10 protein-coding genes are annotated in these 19561 nt (G+C 37.8%); all 10 read left to right on the plus strand.

Annotation, left to right across the window (positions count from 1 at the left end; all coding sequences use genetic code 11):
- Window positions 1-1244, plus strand: a 1244-nt coding sequence (locus tag CSW08_RS13760; protein WP_106660150.1) for a FecR family protein, incomplete at its 5' end; no start/stop codon positions are given.
- 151 nt (window positions 1245-1395) lie between these two features.
- The gene (locus tag CSW08_RS13765; RefSeq protein ID WP_106660452.1) at window positions 1396-4698 is read left to right on the plus strand and encodes a SusC/RagA family TonB-linked outer membrane protein; all 3303 of its coding nucleotides are present in this window, start codon (window positions 1396-1398) and stop codon (window positions 4696-4698) included.
- Window positions 4699-4730: 32 nt separating this feature from the next.
- A complete protein-coding gene (locus CSW08_RS13770) occupies window positions 4731-6377 on the plus strand; it encodes a RagB/SusD family nutrient uptake outer membrane protein (RefSeq protein ID WP_106660453.1) in 1647 nt (548 codons plus the stop codon).
- Window positions 6378-6669: 292 nt separating this feature from the next.
- On the plus strand, window positions 6670-8127 hold the full coding sequence (locus CSW08_RS13775; protein WP_157831494.1) for a glycoside hydrolase family protein: 1458 nt from the start codon (window positions 6670-6672) through the stop codon (window positions 8125-8127).
- Window positions 8128-8446: 319 nt separating this feature from the next.
- A complete protein-coding gene (locus CSW08_RS13780) occupies window positions 8447-10786 on the plus strand; it encodes a glycoside hydrolase family 95 protein (RefSeq protein WP_203226901.1) in 2340 nt (779 codons plus the stop codon).
- A gap of 185 nt (window positions 10787-10971) precedes the next feature.
- A complete protein-coding gene (locus tag CSW08_RS13785) occupies window positions 10972-12078 on the plus strand; it encodes a glycoside hydrolase family protein (RefSeq protein WP_106660456.1) in 1107 nt (368 codons plus the stop codon).
- 57 nt (window positions 12079-12135) lie between these two features.
- Window positions 12136-14100, plus strand: a complete 1965-nt coding sequence (locus CSW08_RS13790; protein ID WP_262496563.1) for a beta-N-acetylhexosaminidase — start codon at window positions 12136-12138, stop codon at window positions 14098-14100.
- Window positions 14101-14235: 135 nt separating this feature from the next.
- Window positions 14236-16629: a glycoside hydrolase family 3 N-terminal domain-containing protein gene (locus CSW08_RS13795; protein WP_106660458.1), complete on the plus strand. Its 2394-nt coding sequence runs from the start codon at window positions 14236-14238 to the stop codon at window positions 16627-16629.
- Window positions 16630-16725: 96 nt separating this feature from the next.
- A complete protein-coding gene (locus tag CSW08_RS13800) occupies window positions 16726-18045 on the plus strand; it encodes a sialate O-acetylesterase (RefSeq protein ID WP_203226902.1) in 1320 nt (439 codons plus the stop codon).
- Window positions 18046-18189: 144 nt separating this feature from the next.
- The gene (locus CSW08_RS13805) at window positions 18190-19560 is read left to right on the plus strand and encodes a 3-keto-disaccharide hydrolase (RefSeq protein WP_238987273.1); all 1371 of its coding nucleotides are present in this window, start codon (window positions 18190-18192) and stop codon (window positions 19558-19560) included.
- Window position 19561: the final 1 nt, after the last annotated feature.

Here is a 19561-nt window from a genome sequence, read left to right on the forward strand (position 1 = left end):
AAAAAAAATGCAATTTGAATAGTATTCTATTTGGTCTCAAGGGTATTATATATATCAACAGCGATATAATAATAATGGAATCAATTGAAATCAAAGAATTATTTAATAAATATATAAGGAGGGAATGTTCCGAAGAAGAAGTGCAACAGATTGTGGCATATTTCCAGAAATCCAAGGATTTTTCGGGTGTACCAACTATTGAAGAGGTCTCAAAACTGCTAGAGGCTTATCCAGACATGGAAGAAGCCGCCGCTAATCGTATCTATAATAATATATTAGAAACAAATAAAAAGAAGCAGCCGTCAATAAAAAGAATATTTCCAATCTTAAGGTATGTTGCAGCTGCGGTTTTAATTGGAATTCTTGCAACAGCTTATTTATTTCAAGATGATATAAATAATTCACCCCAAGTAAAACCATCAACCATAGTAGACAGTAATATAGTGCCAGGTACCGATAAAGCTACATTGACCTTAGAAGATGGGTCCGTTTTGGTATTGGAAAAAGGCAGTACGGTCCAAACTCAAAAAGCTAATAGCAATGGGGAGAAAATCGTTTATAAATCTGGAGAAGGAAATGTTGCTAAAGTTGTATATAATTACCTAACCATTCCTCGAGGTGGCCAATTTAATATTGTTTTGTCTGACGGGACAGAAGTTTGGCTAAATTCAGAAACCCAGTTAAAGTACCCGGTAAATTTTGTTAAAGGACAGACTAGGGAAGTAGAGCTTGTTTACGGAGAGGCTTATTTCGATGTCTCACCAAGTACAGTGCATGGAGGTTCAACATTCAAAGTAATCAATAATGCCCAAGAAGTGGAAGTTTTAGGGACTGAATTTAATATAAAAGCTTACAAGGACGAAACCAATGTTTATACAACGTTGGTTGAAGGTAAAGTAGCTGTAGGTAATGGCAAGACAATTCAAAATTTGAAACCAAATCAACAATCAAATTTTGATGTAAGGAATGGTACCATTCAAATTAAGGAAGTAGATGTGTATGAGCAAATATCTTGGAAAGATGGCGTTTTTAGTTTTAGAAGTAAACCATTAAAAGAAATAATGAAAGTTTTGTCCAGATGGTATGATGTAGATATCATTTTTGAGAACACAGAGCTGGAATCTTTGGAATTCATAGGGTCATTGGATAAGGACCAAAATATTGAAGAAATATTATCAATTATGAAATCTTCAACAATTAATAATTATGAAATAAAAGGAAATAAGATAATAATTTTAAAATAAAAACTAAACCAACTAATATTTATAGCCAATGAAATAAAAAAAACTTTTAAAAAAAAGAAGGATAAAGTTTAACCCGCAAAAGTTTATAACTCTATCCCCTTGAGATTACTGAATAACTAAAATTTTTAATTAACCAATAAAACACAAATTTATGGAAATAAGTTTAACTAATCCTGCCTTTCCGTTTAGAAAGCAGTTATTAATGAATATTATGAGAATAATGGTTTTCTTTTTTTGTACAGCTTTTTTCGCTTTATCTCCTAACGATATTGTTTCTCAAAACTCTAAGGTTAAAATTGCAGAAGATAAACTATTAACAGTGAATGAAGTTTTTTATCTCATAATGGAACAAACAGACTACAAGTTCTTTTATGAGAAAGGAATTTTTGAGGACTTTCCCAAAGTACAAGTAAAAAAAGGGGTAATAAGAACAAACGAATTACTAAAGCGAAGCTTGTCGCACGGAAATTTGGAAATTACCTTAAATGCTAACAATGCCATAATAATAAAAGAAATCCCTCCTAAAACTTTAGAGGAAAAGGTACAAGAATACAATGTTTCCGGTACGGTAAAAGATCAGTCAGGACAGCCATTATCAGGAGCAAACGTAATTGAAAAAGGAACCATTAACGGAACGCAAACCGATTTTGATGGTAACTTTACAATTAAGCTAACAGATAAAAATGCTATTTTGATAATTTCCTATATTGGCTTTGTAACAAAAGAAATAGCCATAGAAGGACAATCTCAGTTGGATATTTCTCTTAAAGAAAGTGCTGAGGGATTGGATGAGGTAGTGCTTGTTGGCTATGGTACTTCCACAAAGAAAGATGTTACAGGTTCCGTTGTGTCTATAGATTTTGAAGATGCCAATTTAACAGCTAACACAAGTATCCTGCAAGCTATGCAGGGAAAAGCTCCCGGTATTAATATTGGAGCGGTAAGTGCTGCTGGTGAAGAACCTCGATTGTCTATAAGGGGTCAAAATTCACTTTCCGGTAGCAATAATCCGCTGCTTGTAGTCGATGGTATCATTTATTCAGGTTCACTTCTTGATTTTAGTGCCGTTGATATTAAAAGTGTTGATTTTCTTAAAGATGCGAGTGCCGCTGCCGTTTATGGTTCTCGAGCCGCCAATGGAGTAGTTCTAATTACCACGAAAAGCGGTACAGGGGAGATTGGAAAGCCAAGTATCACGTTCAATACATATGGTGGAATTCAGCAAGCTGGGCACCTTCTTGATATAATGGACGGTGATCAATATGTGCAAAAAATATTGGATTTTAGAGAGGCCACTGGACAAGAAGCCGACCCTACTAAGGTAGCTGATTATTTGGAACCCAATGAAGTAGATAATTATTTAAATGGACGTGAAGTTGATTGGTATGATATACTTTTAAGAACTGCAACTATTCAAAATTACGAACTTGGTATTTCGGGAAGAACTGAGCGCACAAAATATTATATGTCGGGAACTTTAACCAAGCAAGATGGCATCATTATAGGAGATGATTTTAAAAGATCGACGCTTAGAGCCAATTTTTCTACAGATGTTACAGAATGGCTAACTATAGGTCTTAACTCTTCTTATTCTAACAGAGATTATTCTGGAGATGCGGCTGATTTTGGCACAAGCATATTATCTAGTCCGTATGGCACGATTTATCAGGTTGATAATCCGAGCCAATACGAAAATTTTCCTCAAACGGATCAATTAATCGCAAACCCCTTACTGCCTTTGCTTAATGATAACCTAGATATTCAAGATAATTTATTTACCGTATTGGATGTAGATATTAAACTCCCTGTAAAGGGATTGACCTTTAAGCATAGCTATTCTAAAAATTTAACTTGGAATAGACAGGCGAGTTTTAATAGGGATAGAAGGGCTCAGGAAGTAAATGGATTGGCAACCAAGTCTAATGAATTTAGGAATAGTTGGCTGATGAATAATATTCTTAACTATGAAAACAATTTTAATAATATTCATAAGGTCGGAGCTACATTGGTATACACTCGAGATAGTCAGGACTCTGAAACATCCAACATTAGAGCTACCAATTTTGGTACTAAAATATTAGGATACAATGCCGTACAATTGGGAGGAACCCAAACGGTCAGTTCAGGATTTACTGAACAGGCCAGTGAAGGGTTTATGGCTCGTGTTAACTATGGGTATGATAACAAATATCTAATAACAAATACTTTTAGGCGCGATGGGTTCTCTGGTTTTGCAGCAAACCATAAGTATGCAAATTTCTTCTCCTCATCATTAGCGTGGGTACTTTCCGAAGAAAATTTTATGAAATCTGCTGATTGGATATCATTTCTTAAACTAAGATTATCCTATGGTCAAAACGGAAATCAAGGGTTGGGTGCATATAGTAGTCTTGCTCGTGTTGGGGCCACTCAATATGTATTTGGAGATGGGGGCAACACAGAGAATGGTTATGAAATTACGACGATAGCAAATAATGATCTGAAATGGGAAACTACAAAATCTCTAAATTTAGGATTCAATTTTGAACTGTTTGATGGAAGACTTTCAGGTGATTTGGATTTTTATAATTCAAAAACTGTTGATTTACTTGTACAAAGATCTTTACCGTCATATACTGGCTATACAACGAAATGGACCAATATCGGTGAAGTTCAAAATAAAGGAGTTGAAATATTATTGAGTTCAGTGAATGTAGATTCAGGGGATTTTAAATGGGAAACCGAAGTTTCATTTTCTTTGAATAGAAATAAGATAGTTTCCTTGTATGGAGAGGATGCAGATGGTGATGGACAAGAAGATGATGACATTTCAGAAGGATGGTTTATTGGTGAATCACTAGGGTCAATTTATAATTATAAGTTAGACGGTGTATATCAAGTAGGGGATGAGCTACCAAGACGTTATCGAGAAGGAGACTTTAGGCTCTTGGATACTGATGGTGTAGATGGTATAACCCCAGATGATAGAGTTATTTATGGCAATGAAAACCCTAACTATAGGTTTGGTATTACTAATTCATTAAGTTATAAACAATTCACTTTATCGTTCTTTATAAATTCAATTCAAGGGGGCAATAATTGGTATTTGCGTAATAATGGAGTGCTTAACCCCAACTACTACTTTCCAGGTAGAGCCAACATGGTCAATATACCATATTGGACACCTACGAATCCTACAAATGAGTTCCCAAGAATTGACTATAGGCCAAGAATTAATCATAGGTATGATCAAGATAGAAGCTTTGTTCGTCTTCAAGACGTAACTATAGCTTATGATTTTTCTAGTACTAACTTTATACAACAGTGGGGGTTAAGTAAGCTTCGTGTGTATGCAAGTGGAAAAAATTTAGCAACTTGGACTAACTGGACGGGATACGATCCAGAATTAGGAAGCAGTTTGGGTAGTACACCCATAATTAGTACAGTGATACTAGGATTGGAGATTGGACTCTAGTTTACTAAAATACAAACCTAAAAATTAAAACAATGAAAACAATATATACAAAAATGATAATTGGTATGCTGCTAACAAGCATGCTAGTAAGTTGTAGTGATAAGTTTCTTGAAGAAGAACCAAAAGATTTTCTGACTTCAAGTAATGCTTTCCTTGAACCTGTTGGATTCGAAGCTGCAGTAGCAAATCTTCATAAGAATGTGAGAGATATATTCACTGGAGCTGATGGCACAAACCCTCACGTCTTGTTGGGGTTAGGTGCAGATTTTGCAGGTTTTGGAGAAAATTTTGTTAGTGGAGCCCGAATGAACTACGAAGCAATTAGTTCAACAGATGGCCTTTCGGCATATTTTTGGGAATTAATGTATAAGAATATAAAGAATGCTAATGTGATAATTACTCGAGCTGAAAACCCGGCAATCCTTTGGGAATCTGATACTCAGAAAGACGAGTTAGTAGCAGAAGCAAAATTTTTTAGAGCCTATGCTTATAGAATATTGGTACAACTGTTCGGTGGCGTTCCTATTATTGATTATGAGGTGGAATCTAACGCTAATGATCTAGTTAGAGCATCAAAGGAAAATGTTTATGCATTTATAATTGCTGATTTATTATCGGCAACTGAAAATCTCAGAGAGACTGAACAACAGTCCGGAAGAATTACAAAAGCTGCTGCATATCATCTTTTGGCAGAGGCATATATTGCCATAGAACAATGGCCGAATGCCATTGCTGCGGCATCTGCAGTCATTGATAATCCTAATTACGAATTGATGACCAGTCGTTTTGGGACAAGGTCAGTCGAAACAGGTGATGTGTATTGGGATTTATTTAGAAGAGGTAATCAAAACAGATCGAGCGGAAATAAAGAGACCATATGGGCCATGCAGATAGAATATGAAACACCTGGTGGGGGTATAGAAACGGGAGCTAGCGGATTTACAATGGAAAGAGCCTGGGGATGTAGATACTGGTCATTAAAGGATCCTGCTGGTAAAAGCGGATTTGAAGTAGGTGATGAATATGGTAGACCTGTTGGTTGGTGTACACTCACAGATTATGTAGCTTATGATATTTGGGATATTGATAATGATGGAAATTATGATAATGATATGAGGAATTCTTCCAACAACATCCGCCGATTTGAAAGAGGAGATTTTATTTATAATAATCCATCATCAGCGTATTTTGGCACACCAGCATTGCTTTCAACAGTTGAGAAAGAGGCTCCACGTTACTGGTTCCCTTATTTTATGAAAAACACGACTCCTAATAATCATCCAGGAGGTGTTTTTAATACGGGTAGAATTTGGCGGGATTATTACGTAATGCGTTTAGCTGAAACATATTTATTACGTGCTGAGGCATATTTGGGTGCTGGAGAATTGGGACTGGCAGCTGCAGATATTAATAAGGTAAGGGAAAGAGCCAATGCAAACCCCATATCAGGTAGCGATGTAGATATTAATTTCATATTGGATGAGCGCGCAAGGGAATTAACAATGGAAGAATTGAGAACATTGACTCTTATGAGGCTAGGCCTTATGTATGAAAGAACACGCGACCTCAACAAATGGTCGGGTACCACAATTGCAGATTATAATAATCTCTGGCCAATTCCCCAACGTGAAATAGATCTAAATACAGGAGCTGAATTGACACAGAATCCTGGATATTGAGTTCATTGAGTTAATTGAGTTGATTTAGTTATGAATAGTGCCATCACACGAGTGTTGGGGTGGCATTATTTTGATAATAATCCTCAATTAAAAATGAAGCAACATTAGAAAACAAAACTCAGCTAGTGTCAATTAATTAATTGACTTTATTATAATCTCTTATCTATATCTCAAATAACTTGCCTTTTTTTTATCGTGAGCTCAAACAGAATTTGAGAAAATTAGGGTATATAATTTAGTTATATAAAAAAATAGAAAACAAGATGACAAATATGAAATTAAAAATAATAAAATGGGAATCAAAGTAATACATAAATTTATATTACTAGGCTTATTGTTTATAACAATAATGCCCTTACAAGCAAAAGAAAGAGGCTTCACGGATGCGGCAGAATTTGGTTTTTCTCCTAATGCCACAGGAATGGAAAATGTAAAGGCGTTGCAAAAAGCGGTTGACCAGAAAGGAACGATTATAGTGAGTAAACCCGGAATCTATAAAGTGGCTGGAACTACCTATATTGGCAGCAATACTACTCTCGATTTTGGAAATGGTGTCATTCTGCAGAAAGTTGATGAAGTAGGTCTTTTTACACATGTCCTACTTAATAAAGGAGCCCTAACACGTACGTGGGATGAGCATATTACGGTGAAGGGATTGCACATTAGCGTAAATAATGTGGTAAAACGTTACAATGAAGTGTTCGGATTGCGCGGACAGCTTGCATTTTTTTATGTCAAGGATTTAAGGATTGAAGGATTTAGGTGTAATGATATTAAGGGAGTTCAATTCAGTATTCATGTATGCACCTTCGAGGATCTGGTAATAGAGGATACAATCTTGGAAGGTGAGAAAGACGGAATCCATCTGGGCAGGGGCAATCGCTTTAGAATTTCCAACGCTACCTTCAAAACCCTGGACGATGCGCTGGCACTGAATGCCCATGATTATGCCAATTCTAATCCGGAAGTGGGATGGATAGAGAATGGTGTCATAGAGAACTGTCATGATTTAAACTTGGAAAATCAGCAAATAATTGGTTTTTTCTGTCGAATTCTAGCAGGTGGATGGATTGACTGGGAAAAGGGAATGGAACTACAAAATGCAGATGCTGTAGTATCTAATGGACGTATTTACAGAGTTGATGGACTTGGGGACGATGGTAATCCGATTAAAGGCACTTGGACAACAAAAACCAGGCCTACACACGAAGAAGGAACAGTAGTGCTGGACGGCATCAAATGGGTGATGATGCAGAACGATGTGCAGTACACCGCAGGGGTTAGAAATGTGGTTTTTAGAAATATTTTTCTGGAAAAACCCCGATCTTCATTTTCTATCCATTTTGATAACAGCAGTTGGAGTCGATCTTATTATCCAGGAGCCGATATTCCTCAACAAGAAAAATTATTGTTTGATAATGTTAGGGTTATGCATGATGGGGAACTTCCCTTTGTAAATGTGAGTACGCCTGTTGATGTTTTTACCATCACCAATTGTAGCTTGAGAAACTCGGGAATATTATTTCGCGGTAAGAAAGGGTATGTGCCTGATTACGGAAAAACACAGATTAACTTTTATGGAAACATATTGAACAAGGAAGGTGAAATGAACTTTCTTGAAAATACGATTCCTGGAAAAGAAATCATCCTCAAGACATCGAACAATATTATCTTATCCGACAAGTTTAGGGCAGTCATTAAAAAAGGAGAAGGGAAATTCACTATTGATTCCGATTTTATGGGTATGTAGGTCCTTATATGAAAAATCAATAAGAATTAAAAATACATCTAAGATGATTATGGTATTGGATCAATACTTATGCCTGTTCATGAGGTATAGACACCAAAAGGCATGAGAAAAAAGAAGATATCGTTTGAAGAAAACCAGTAGTATCGTTCCAAGATATGGAGCAGGAAAAGGAATGGCATAATGATTCTGAGGGATTCTGAAGTGGTAGTTCAACTTGATGACTTGTACGATTTATTTGAAAAATATCTAAATGAAAAGAATGAAATTAAATAATTCAATAAGGATTAATCTGGGCGTGCTTGCCTTTTGCCTCTTCTTGATGGCGTGTCGGGTAGATGAAGCTACTCCAAAGAATGAGCTTTGGTACAACGTACCAGCATCGGAATGGTTTGAAGCTTTGCCTTTAGGTAATGGTAGATTAGGCGCAATGGTTTTTGGTGGCGTAAAAGAAGATCATCTTCAACTCAACGAAGAAAGTCTTTGGGCCGGAATGCCAGAGAACCCATATCCTGATAATATAGGAAAGCATTATACTAGATTTCAGGAATTAAATCTTGAAGGAAAGTATAGAGTAGCGTTTGACTATGCAAGAGAAAATTTGGCGATTTCACCCACTTCGATACGCTCTTATCAACCGCTTGGAGATTTATATCTTCAGTTTGACCATGCATCAAAAACAGATGAGTACAAGAGAAATCTGGATTTAGAAAAAGGGGTTTCTAGCACTAAATACACTATTGATGGAAATCGTTATTTAAGAGAATCGTTCATTTCAGCAGATTATGATGTCATTGTGTATCACTTCAAAAGTCTGAACGACATTAAAACCTCATGCAAGGTGCGCTTCAATCGGGAAGATGACATTACCAAGCACATTTTGGAAAATAATATCTTGGAAATAAACGGTCAAATCTTTGATGACCCAAATGGGTATGATGATAATCCAGGAGGATCTGGTCAGGGAGGATATCATATGAAGTTTAATAGTCATGTTGCTTTCTCATCTACAGATGGAAACGTATCTTTTAATGGAAATGAGTTGACAATTGAAGATGCGACTGAATTTACCTTGATAGTAAGTGCAGCTACCGATTACAATCTTGGGAAGATGGACTTCGATCGCGGTATTGATGCAAAGAAAAATTCATATCAAAAACTACAGTCTGTTGTTAAAATTCCATATGGGGATCTAAAAAGTAATCACGTTGCGGCGCACCAAAAAATATTTAATAGGGTTTATCTAAATATTAATGGACCGTCATTGGATAGCCTGCCAACAAACGAACGAGTTGCCAGACTTCAAGAGGGAAAAGAAGACGTTGGGCTAGCTCGTTTGTTTTTCCAGTATGGGCGATATCTGATGATGGCTAGCGGTATGCAACGGGCAGTCTTGCCAGCAAATCTTCAGGGCATTTGGAACCAGGATATGTGGGCACCTTGGGAATCAGATTACCACTTAAATATAAACCTTCAGATGAATTACTGGCCAGCAGAGGTATGCAACCTTTCAGAATCATTAATCCCTCTTACTAACTACATGGAAGGATTGACTGAGAGAGGTAAGGAAACGGCCCAAAAGTATATTGGTTCAGATGGTTGGATGGTGCATCACGCAACCAATCCATTTGGTAGGGTTACCCCAAACGGATCTACAATTACTTCCCAGATTGCCAATGGATACTGCTATCCCTTAGCTGGTGCGTGGATGTCCCTAACGGTTTGGAGACATTATCAATTTACAAAAGATGAAAAATATTTAAAGGATAGAGCATATCCCATGATTAAAGGGGCGACTCAATTTATTCTTGACTTTGTGAAGGAAAATGGCAAAGGAGAGCTCGTTACCGCACCATCCTACTCTCCTGAAAATATGTACATCAATCCCAAAACGGGAAATAAGCAATTAAATACTACTGCTGCTACCATGGATATTCAGATTATTCGAGATGTATTTCAGGCATGTTTAGAGGCTGAGGATGAATTAGGGATTAGCCAACTGTCACCAAAAATTAAGGAGGCCTTAAAAAAGTTGCCAAAGACAAAAATAGGTGCGGACGGAACCATTCAGGAATGGTACGAAGATTATGAAGAAGTTGAAATTGGACATCGACATATTTCCCATTTATATGGACTTTATCCATCTTCTCAAATTTCGGAACAAACACCCAATCTATTTAAAGCAGCAGAGAAAACAATAGAGAAACGCCTGTCTAAAGGAGGGGGACAGACCGGATGGAGCAGGGCTTGGATTATTAATTTTTACGCGCGATTGGGTAATGGGAATCAATCATACGAACATTTAAAGGCACTTATAGGAAATCAATTGAGCTTAAATTTTACAAATTTAGATTCTTCAAAGATTTTTCAAATTGATGGAAATTTTGGAGGTACCTCAGGTGTCGCAGAGATGCTTATCCAGTCTCATGTACCTGGTAAGATTTTTTTGTTACCGGCGTTGCCAACGGCCTGGAAGGATGGAGAGGTAAAAGGGCTGAAAGCACGAGGAAACTTTGAGGTGAATATGAAATGGCAAAACGGAAAAATTGTAGAGGCAAGCATCTATTCACCAGTAGGAGGAGAGGTGACTTTAGTGGCAGGAGAGAAGAGTAAAGCTATCTCACTGGCAAAGAATGAAACGACATCCATTAAGTTTAATTAATCAAGATATACTTATACATTACAATTACATGGCTTGTAAGAAAATGAAAAGTAAATAAAACAAGAATTTCATTATTTATGATATTATTATAAAAAGGAGAAAAAGATGGTGTCGTATCATAGGGAAATGGCCAGATTATCATTGATACTGACCCCAAAGGTTTGAACCAAAATATATTGATTTTTATGAAAATTTATTCAAAACATTTTAGATTATTTATGTTGCTTTTTCTAGGTATAGTAACATCTTTATTTTTTTCTTGTGCTTGTATAGCCCAAAAAAATGACAATCCCTTTTATGGGAATTGGGATGTTTCCCCTAAAGAAGGCGCATTTAGAATGGATGGATACATTGTGTGGGGTGGTTCTGTAATTAAGGGAGCCGATGGCAAATATTATATGTATGCCAGTAGGTGGCCTTCAACACTTTCCATGAGGGCATGGGTAACAAATTCCGAGGTTGTTGTGGCCGTATCGGATCGGCCAGAAGGACCTTATGAATTTAAATCAGTTGTTTTACCTTCAAGAGGAAAAGAACATTGGGATGGAATGATGACCCACAATCCTAGCATTCAGTACCATGATGGAAAATACGTACTGTATTATATTGGAGTTACGTATGATTTTTATAAACCTGTTGATTCGATTCCATCTAGGGAAGACTACGAAAAGGCGTGGAACAATAAGCGTATTGGTATTGCAATATCCGACTCTCCAATAGGCCCTTTTGAACGGAGGGATGAACCTATTCTTTCACCTCGACCTGGTAATTGGGATGCCGCAATCACCAGTAATCCTGCACCATTTATTCATGAAGATGGAAGCGTTCTTTTAGTTTATAAAAGCGCACCAGTGCCTTATCCTGAACGTAACGATAACAGAACATTACAGTTTGGAGTAGTTAAAGCAGATCATTATCTGGGGGAGTACAAAAGAGGGGGTAAGGATAACAGAATAAAATTCACCCCTGTTGATTCAAGTGTTGAGGATCCATATATATGGTATGATGGAGAAAAATATCGAATGTTAGCTAAGTGTATGAATGCGGCCATAACAGGTGAAGCAGGAGCTGGATTTATGGCTTCATCCAACGATGGTATTACTTGGAAAACAGCTGATGAACCTTCAGCTTATAGCAAAACAATAAGCTTGTCAGATGGAACGCGTGTTAAGATGAAAAAACTTGAAAGACCTCAGGTATTGGTACAAGATGGTAAGCCTACTCATGTGTTTTTTGCATGCCACAATCCAGAAGACGAAATATTTAATATGGTAAGACCTTTAAAGAGGTAGGTTGTTAATGTTAATTAAAATAAAAAAAATATGATTTTTAGATTTAGTGTAGTTTGTATGTTATTAGTATCCTTTGGTTTAGCCTTTGGACAAGTTGAAAGAGTTACTAGTGTTGATATTTCTGACACAGGTGGAAAAAGTTTTAAATATGATATCATCCCACGGCCAAATCATATTAAAGCCATGGATGGTAATTTCCTTATATCTTCGAATACCATTATTTTATATGATGGTGAGGAGGCAAAAAGTGTTGCTCTTTACCTTTCTGATTATCTAACAGTAACAATAGGAAAAAACCTTAAGGTTAGTTCTTTGCCCGTTAACAAAAACCGGGAAGGTCATATACTAATAACAACGGAAGGAAAAACCATAAAAACTGATGCAGAAGACTATGAACTCGTAGTAAGCCCCAAAAACATTTTTTTGAAGGCTCAAAGCAGGAAAGGCTTATTCTATGCTGTTCAAAGCTTTTTGCAGTTAATGCCCGTAGAAGTGTTTTCTGATAAAGAACAAGAAAATGTTATTTGGTCAATACCTTGTGTAGAAATTAAGGATGCTCCTGCTTTATCTTGGCGTGGTTATATGCTGGATGTGAGTCGTCATTTCTTCTCTAAAGAGACGATTCTAAGACAGATTGATTTATTAGCACTTTATAAAATTAATCGTTTCCATTTACATCTTACTGATGATCAGGGTTGGCGTGTGGAAATTAAAAAGTATCCTAAATTAACAGAAATAGGAGCATGGAACATACTGGATAATGGCAAAAAGCAAGGTGGATTTTATACCCAAAAAGACCTAAAAGAAATTGTTGAATATGCAAAAGAACGAGAGGTCATGATCATACCCGAAATTGATATGCCAGGTCATTCACTGGCAGCTGTTGCTGCTTATCCTGAACTTTCTTGTCATGGTAATCCAGTTGCTGTTATGACAAAAGCTGGAATCAGTGCAGATAATATGTGTCCATCCAATGAAAAGGTCTATGAATTTGTTAATGATGTACTTAAGGAGATTGTGGGAATATTTCCAAGCCCTTATATCCATATAGGTGGTGATGAAGCTCAGAAGAGTAATTGGATGAAATGTCCGAGATGTACTTCTAAAGCTGGGGTCACTAAGAATTCTTCAGACAAGGCAGACCGTGAAAAAATATATGCATTGCAGGATGAATTTATAGGCCGAGTGAAAACACTAGTAAAACAGCACGATAAAATAATGATTGGTTGGGATGAAATCATTGAAAATGAACATATAGAGAATATTGAAGGTGCTATTATTCAGAGCTGGCGGTCAGCATATCCAGGTTTTAGAGCAGCAGAAAAAGGGCATAAGATTATATTGTCTTCGGGGACAACCTTCTATTTAGATTATCCTAATGGACAACGTAATATTGAAAGAATTTATAATACGGTTGTCCCAGATAAGTATTGGAAGCATTTTTTTAATAGAGAGAATATCATTGGTGTAGAATGCCCATTGTGGACTGAAAGTGTAAGTAATCAGAGAGAGGTTGATTACATGACTTGGCCAAGAATGTTAGCGTTGGCTGAAGTGGGTTGGACGGATATGAGTTATCGCAGCTATGGCGAATTTAAATCAAGACTCAGGGAAAATGAAAAGAGACTGGATCTGTTAGGAGTAAACTATCAAAAGATTGATGGGGAAAAACTGGCATGTCAATGGAAACCAGAAGATACACCTGAAAACGAAGTGCTTGAATATGATATAACTGGCATTATAGACAAACCAGGTAAATGGGAAGTTGCTTTTGTTTATGAAGGAGGTAAGCAAGGCTTAAACACAGAGGGGTTTGAAATCGTTCAGAACAACAAAGTAATTGCTTTTTGTAATAGTCAACAATCTTTGGGTTGGAGAGATACATCGCCTGTAAATATTGTGAATGTTGAAAGTGTTGATCCAAATATGAAACAGACACTTCGAATTAAATTACTTAGGGATGAAAAATTACAGGGAGAATCACTCGATGGTCTGGGTTCGGTTTGGTTCACTTACAAATAAACATATATGAGCAAGTCAAATCTTATTAGATAAAACCAATTTTTTGGTATCCCGATGATCCTAACGTTGCAGATTATCAGGTGTGCATCATCAATATAACAATAGGAGAGATAAGAAGAATAATCTAAATATCGTATGAAACATCAGAAACTAACAAAAGTTTTATTTCTAATATTTGTCGGCATTTCATTTAGTGCCATAGCCCAAAACAAAAAGATTTACCAAAAAGGCTGGATTGATTTTAATAAGAATGGTCAGAAAGACATTTTCGAAGACCCTAAAGCTGAAATTAATGCCAGAGTCGAGGACTTATTGCGTCAAATGAACGTCAATGAGAAAACGGCTCAATGTGCTACGCTTTATGGCTATAAGAGGGTTTTGAAAGATGAATTGCCCACTCCAGGCTGGAAAAATGAGGTATGGAAAGACGGGATTGCTAATATAGACGAGCAACTTAATGGTCTTAAACCTACACAGTATTCCTATCCGTATAGCAAACATGCGGAAGCCATCAACACCATTCAGAAATGGTTTATTGAAGAAACAAGATTGGGCATACCTGTAGATTTCACTAATGAAGGTATTCATGGTTTGAACCATGAAAAAGCAACTCCGCTTCCATCACCCATAGCCATTGGTAGTACTTGGAACAAGAACTTAGTGAGACAAGCCGGTGAAATTGTTGGTAGGGAAGGTAAGGCCTTAGGTTATACGAATATCTATGCACCAATCTTGGATCTGGCGAGAGACCCAAGATGGGGCAGGGTAGTCGAGTGTTATGGTGAGGATCCTTTCCTTGTTTCCGAACTCGGCATCCAAATGGTAAAAGGTATTCAGTCCAAGGGAGTGGCCTCTACCCTGAAGCATTATGTGGTTTATAGTGTTCCAAAGGGAGGAAGGGACGGTAGGGTTCGAACGGATCCACATGTGGCTCCAAGGGAACTCCATCAGATGCATTTGTATCCTTTCAAAAGAGTGATTGGCGAAGCACATCCGAAAGGCGTGATGAGTAGTTACAACGACTGGGATGGAATTCCGGTGAGTGGGAGCTACTATTTCCTAACTGAGCTTCTTCGTAAAGAGTACGGTTTCACAGGGTATGTGGTTTCTGATAGCGAGGCCGTTGAGTTTCTTCATAGAAAACACCATGTGGCCGAGGATTATAAAGAAGGAGTGCGACAGGTAGCAGAAGCTGGTTTGAATGTCCGTACGCACTTTACCCCACCACAGGATTACATTCTACCGTTAAGGGAACTGGTTAATAATGGAGAACTTTCCATGGCAACTCTTGATCGTAATGTTAGAGATGTTTTAAGGGTGAAATTTGAATTAGGACTTTTTGATGAGCCCTATGTAAAAGATACCAATGCGGCAGACAAGATTGTGGCCAATGATACTAAAGACTTTGTGCTGCAAATGGCAAAAGAGTCATTAGTTCTTCTTAAGAACGAGAATAATATTTTACCACTCAATCTCAATAAGCTGGACAATATTTTGGTAACAGGTCCTTTGGCTGTTGACAAGTCTGTTTATGTGAGTCGATACGGCCCCCAAAATTTGGAAGTAAAAAGTGTACTAGAGGGCATTCAAAACTATATTGGAACCAAAGCCAATGTTGACTTCTCGCTGGGGTGTGAAGTAGTGGATGAAGCATGGCCCGAGAGTGAAATCATTCCCATCCCACTTTCGGATCAGGAGCAGCAGATGATCGATGATGCCGTTGCGAAGGCTCAGAAGTCGGATATGATCATAGCCGTAATGGGCGAGGATGAAGAACGCTGTGGCGAAAGCCGATCCAGAACTAGTCTGGGGCTGCCGGGAAGACAGTTTCAATTGCTACAAGCTCTTAAAGCGACAGGTAAACCCATAGTCCTTGTCCTAATAAATGGAAGACCGTTGACAATCAATTGGGAAAACCAATACATTCCTGCCATTGTGGAAGCTTGGTTTCCAAATACTGAAGGTCCAAATGCCATTGCTCAGACCTTATTCGGCGATTACAATCCGGGAGGAAAATTGCCCATCACCTTTCCGAGATCCGTTGGTCAATTGGAGTTGAATTTTCCATACAAACCAAGTTCACAGGTTGGTCAGTCTTCATCAGGTCCTAACGGCACTGGCAAGACATCCGTAGTAGGGGAACTTTATCCATTTGGTTACGGATTGAGTTATACTCAGTTCGCATACAAGAACTTAAAAATTACCCCGGAGACAGCTAAGACCCAACAGCAGATCGAAGTATCCGTAGATGTGACCAATACTGGAAAAGTGAAGGGTGATGAGGTCGTGCAGCTCTATTTCAAGGATTTGGTAAGCAGTGTAATCGTGTATGAGATCCAGTTAAGAGGTTTTGAGCGCATTACCTTAAATCCGGGCGAGACCAAAACAGTGCATTTCACCTTAAAACCAGAAGATTTACAACTGCTTGACAGAGATATGAACTGGACGGTCGAACCAGGGGAATTTGAGGTACTCATAGGGTCTAGCTCAGCAGATATACGTGCAAAGGGAAGCTTTAAATTATTGTAAAAAATAAATCAGTTTAAGATGAATCTAATGGAAAGGAAAGTCGTATCACTAAAAAAAATGACAGTAAAATGCTTCTTGTTTATTAGTTGTATTTCAATGAATACAGCAGTATATGCTGAAATAAAACTACCAGCTATTTTCGGTAGCAATATGGTACTTCAACGAAACAGTGAAGTATCTGTTTGGGGAACGGCAAAGACCAAAAGCAAAGTCACGGTCTCTACTTCATGGAATAATCGATCTTATGAAACTACCTCCGATAAAGAGGGTAACTGGAAGATTAAAGTAAGCACACCAGAAGCTGGTGGGCCTTACATAATTAAAATGTCCGATGGTCAGGAGTTGGTATTGGATAATGTTCTGATTGGAGAGGTATGGCTATGTTCAGGTCAGTCTAACATGGAGCGGACCTTACGTGGAGCTGGGAATGACCCAATCTTAGGAGCCAATGAAGCCATATTAAAATCGAATAATCCGTCCATACGATTTTTTACAGTAGAAAGAGCAAAGAGTGAAGAGCCTGAAGATAACTTTAAGGGAGATTGGAAAGTTTGTAACAGATCAACCGCTCCTGACTTTAGTGCAACTGGCTATTTCTTTGGAAATCTTCTGCAGGAAATTTTAGATGTTCCGGTTGGATTGATTTCTTCTAATTGGGGAGGGACCCAGATTCAGCGATGGTTAGACGAAGGCACCATAAAAACATTTGCCCCTGAACATTGGGAGAGTTCGCCTTCTACGTTATTCAATGCGATGATAAACCCAATGCTTAATTTCAATATAAAGGGTGTTATATGGTATCAAGGGGAGTCCAACCGTGAGAATCCTGAAATCTACGATGAAATGATGGTGAAACTGGTTCAGAACTGGCGTGAAAAATGGGGTATTGGTAACTTTCCCTTCTATTACTGTCAGATAGCACCCTACGAGTATGATAATAAAGTGAATTCGGCCTTTTTAAGGGAGGCTCAGTTGAAAGCTTCCAAAGAAATTCCTAATTCTGGAATGGTTTCATTACTGGATGTTGGGGAAGAACGGAATATTCATCCGGCAAATAAAAGAGCAGCGGGAGAGAGACTTGCCTATTTTGCTTTGAAGGAAACATATGGTATTGAGGGAATTTCGGCAAGAAGTCCGGAATATTTGGATATGAAAATTGAAGGTTCAACCGTAGAGCTCAATTTCAGTGAAAACCTAACCTCTTTCGGGAAGGAATTGAAGTTGTTCGAAGTGGCTGGGAAAAATCAAATATTTTATCCCGCCAAGGCACGAATCAAAGGAAAGGGAATCATACTTGTTTCCGAGGAAGTGGCAGAACCGGTAGCGGCAAGATATGGGTTCAAAAATTTTGTAGATGGTGACCTATATAATATACATGGTATACCGGCATCCTCTTTTAGAACAGATAAATGGTGATTTAAAAAAAAGCCTATTAAATTGAAGAAATGGGGACATTATAGTTTAAAGTAAAGTTGTATATACTATTATCCAATAAGAAGGGTCTTATGCTATTTGGTCTTTTTGACTTATAATCAAATTATAAAATATAATTTCTAACTAATGATAAATAAAATGAACAAACTTAAACTAGGGGCTTTGGTCCTTCTACAGTGTTGGGCATGTGCTGAAGCCCCAAAAGACAATACACCATGGGTCAATTTGACCGATGGAACTCTCAACGGATGGAATCAAAAGGGTGGGAAAGCCATTTATAAAGTAAATGAGGGTGCCATCGTGGGATCTACTATCCATGATACGCCCAATTCCTTTTTGACAACAAATAAGATGTACGATGATTTTATTTTGGAACTGGATTACAAAGTGGATTCAACGATGAATTCGGGAATCCAAATAAGAAGCAATAGCTTTCCCAATTATCGGGATGGAAGGGTGCATGGCTATCAAATCGAGATAGACCCATCGAAACGTGCATGGAGTGCTGGAATCTATGATGAAGCACGAAGAGGTTGGCTTGTTAATTTAGACAATAATCCAGCGGCCCAAAAAGCCTTTAAACAAAACGATTGGAACCATTATCGTATCGAAGCAATCGGTGATACCATAAAAACTTGGATTAATGGAGTACCTGCTGCCCATTTGATTGATGATAAAACAGCAAGTGGTTTTATTGCCCTTCAAGTACATGGAATCGGCAAAGAAAAGAAGGAAGGAACGGAGATTGCTTGGAAAAACATCAAAATTTTGACCGATAGCCTTTCAAAGTATAGTAAAAAAATGCCCTTGGCACCTGTAGTGACCAAAAATCAGCTTACCATAAATGAAGAAAAAAACGGGTGGAAAATGTTATGGGATGGCAAAAGTACCTTGGGATGGCGTGGCGCCCAACTGGATAATTTTCCTGATAAAGGATGGGAAATCAAAGACGGTGTGTTGACTGTTCTTTCCTCCGGTGGCGAAGAATCTGCGGCAGGCGGCGATATTGTAACTACTGATCTGTATGGTGATTTTGAATTACAAGTTGATTTTAAATTAACAGAGGGAGCCAATAGTGGTATCAAATATTATGTGGATACTGACCTTAATAAGGGATCTGGTTCCTCAATTGGTCTTGAATATCAAATATTGGACGATGAAAGGCATCCGGATGCAAAACTGGGTAGTCAGGAAGGTAGCCGTACAGTGGCATCTTTGTATGATCTAATCCAAGCAGATATTAATAAACCTATCAACCCGATTGGGGAATGGAATACTGCCCACATCATTTCAAAGGATAACCATGTCGAGCATTGGCTCAATGGCACAAAAGTTTTGGAATACGAGCGTAAGAGCGAAGCATATCGCAAATTGGTCTCTGAAAGCAAGTATGCTAAATGGCCCAACTTCGGGGAGGGAGATAGAGGCCACATATTGTTGCAGGATCATGGGGATAGAGTAAGTTTTAAGAACATCAAAATTAAACCAATATTTTAAA

Source organism: Confluentibacter flavum, from assembly GCF_002843175.1.
GTDB classification, from domain to species: Bacteria; Bacteroidota; Bacteroidia; order Flavobacteriales; family Flavobacteriaceae; genus Confluentibacter; species Confluentibacter flavum.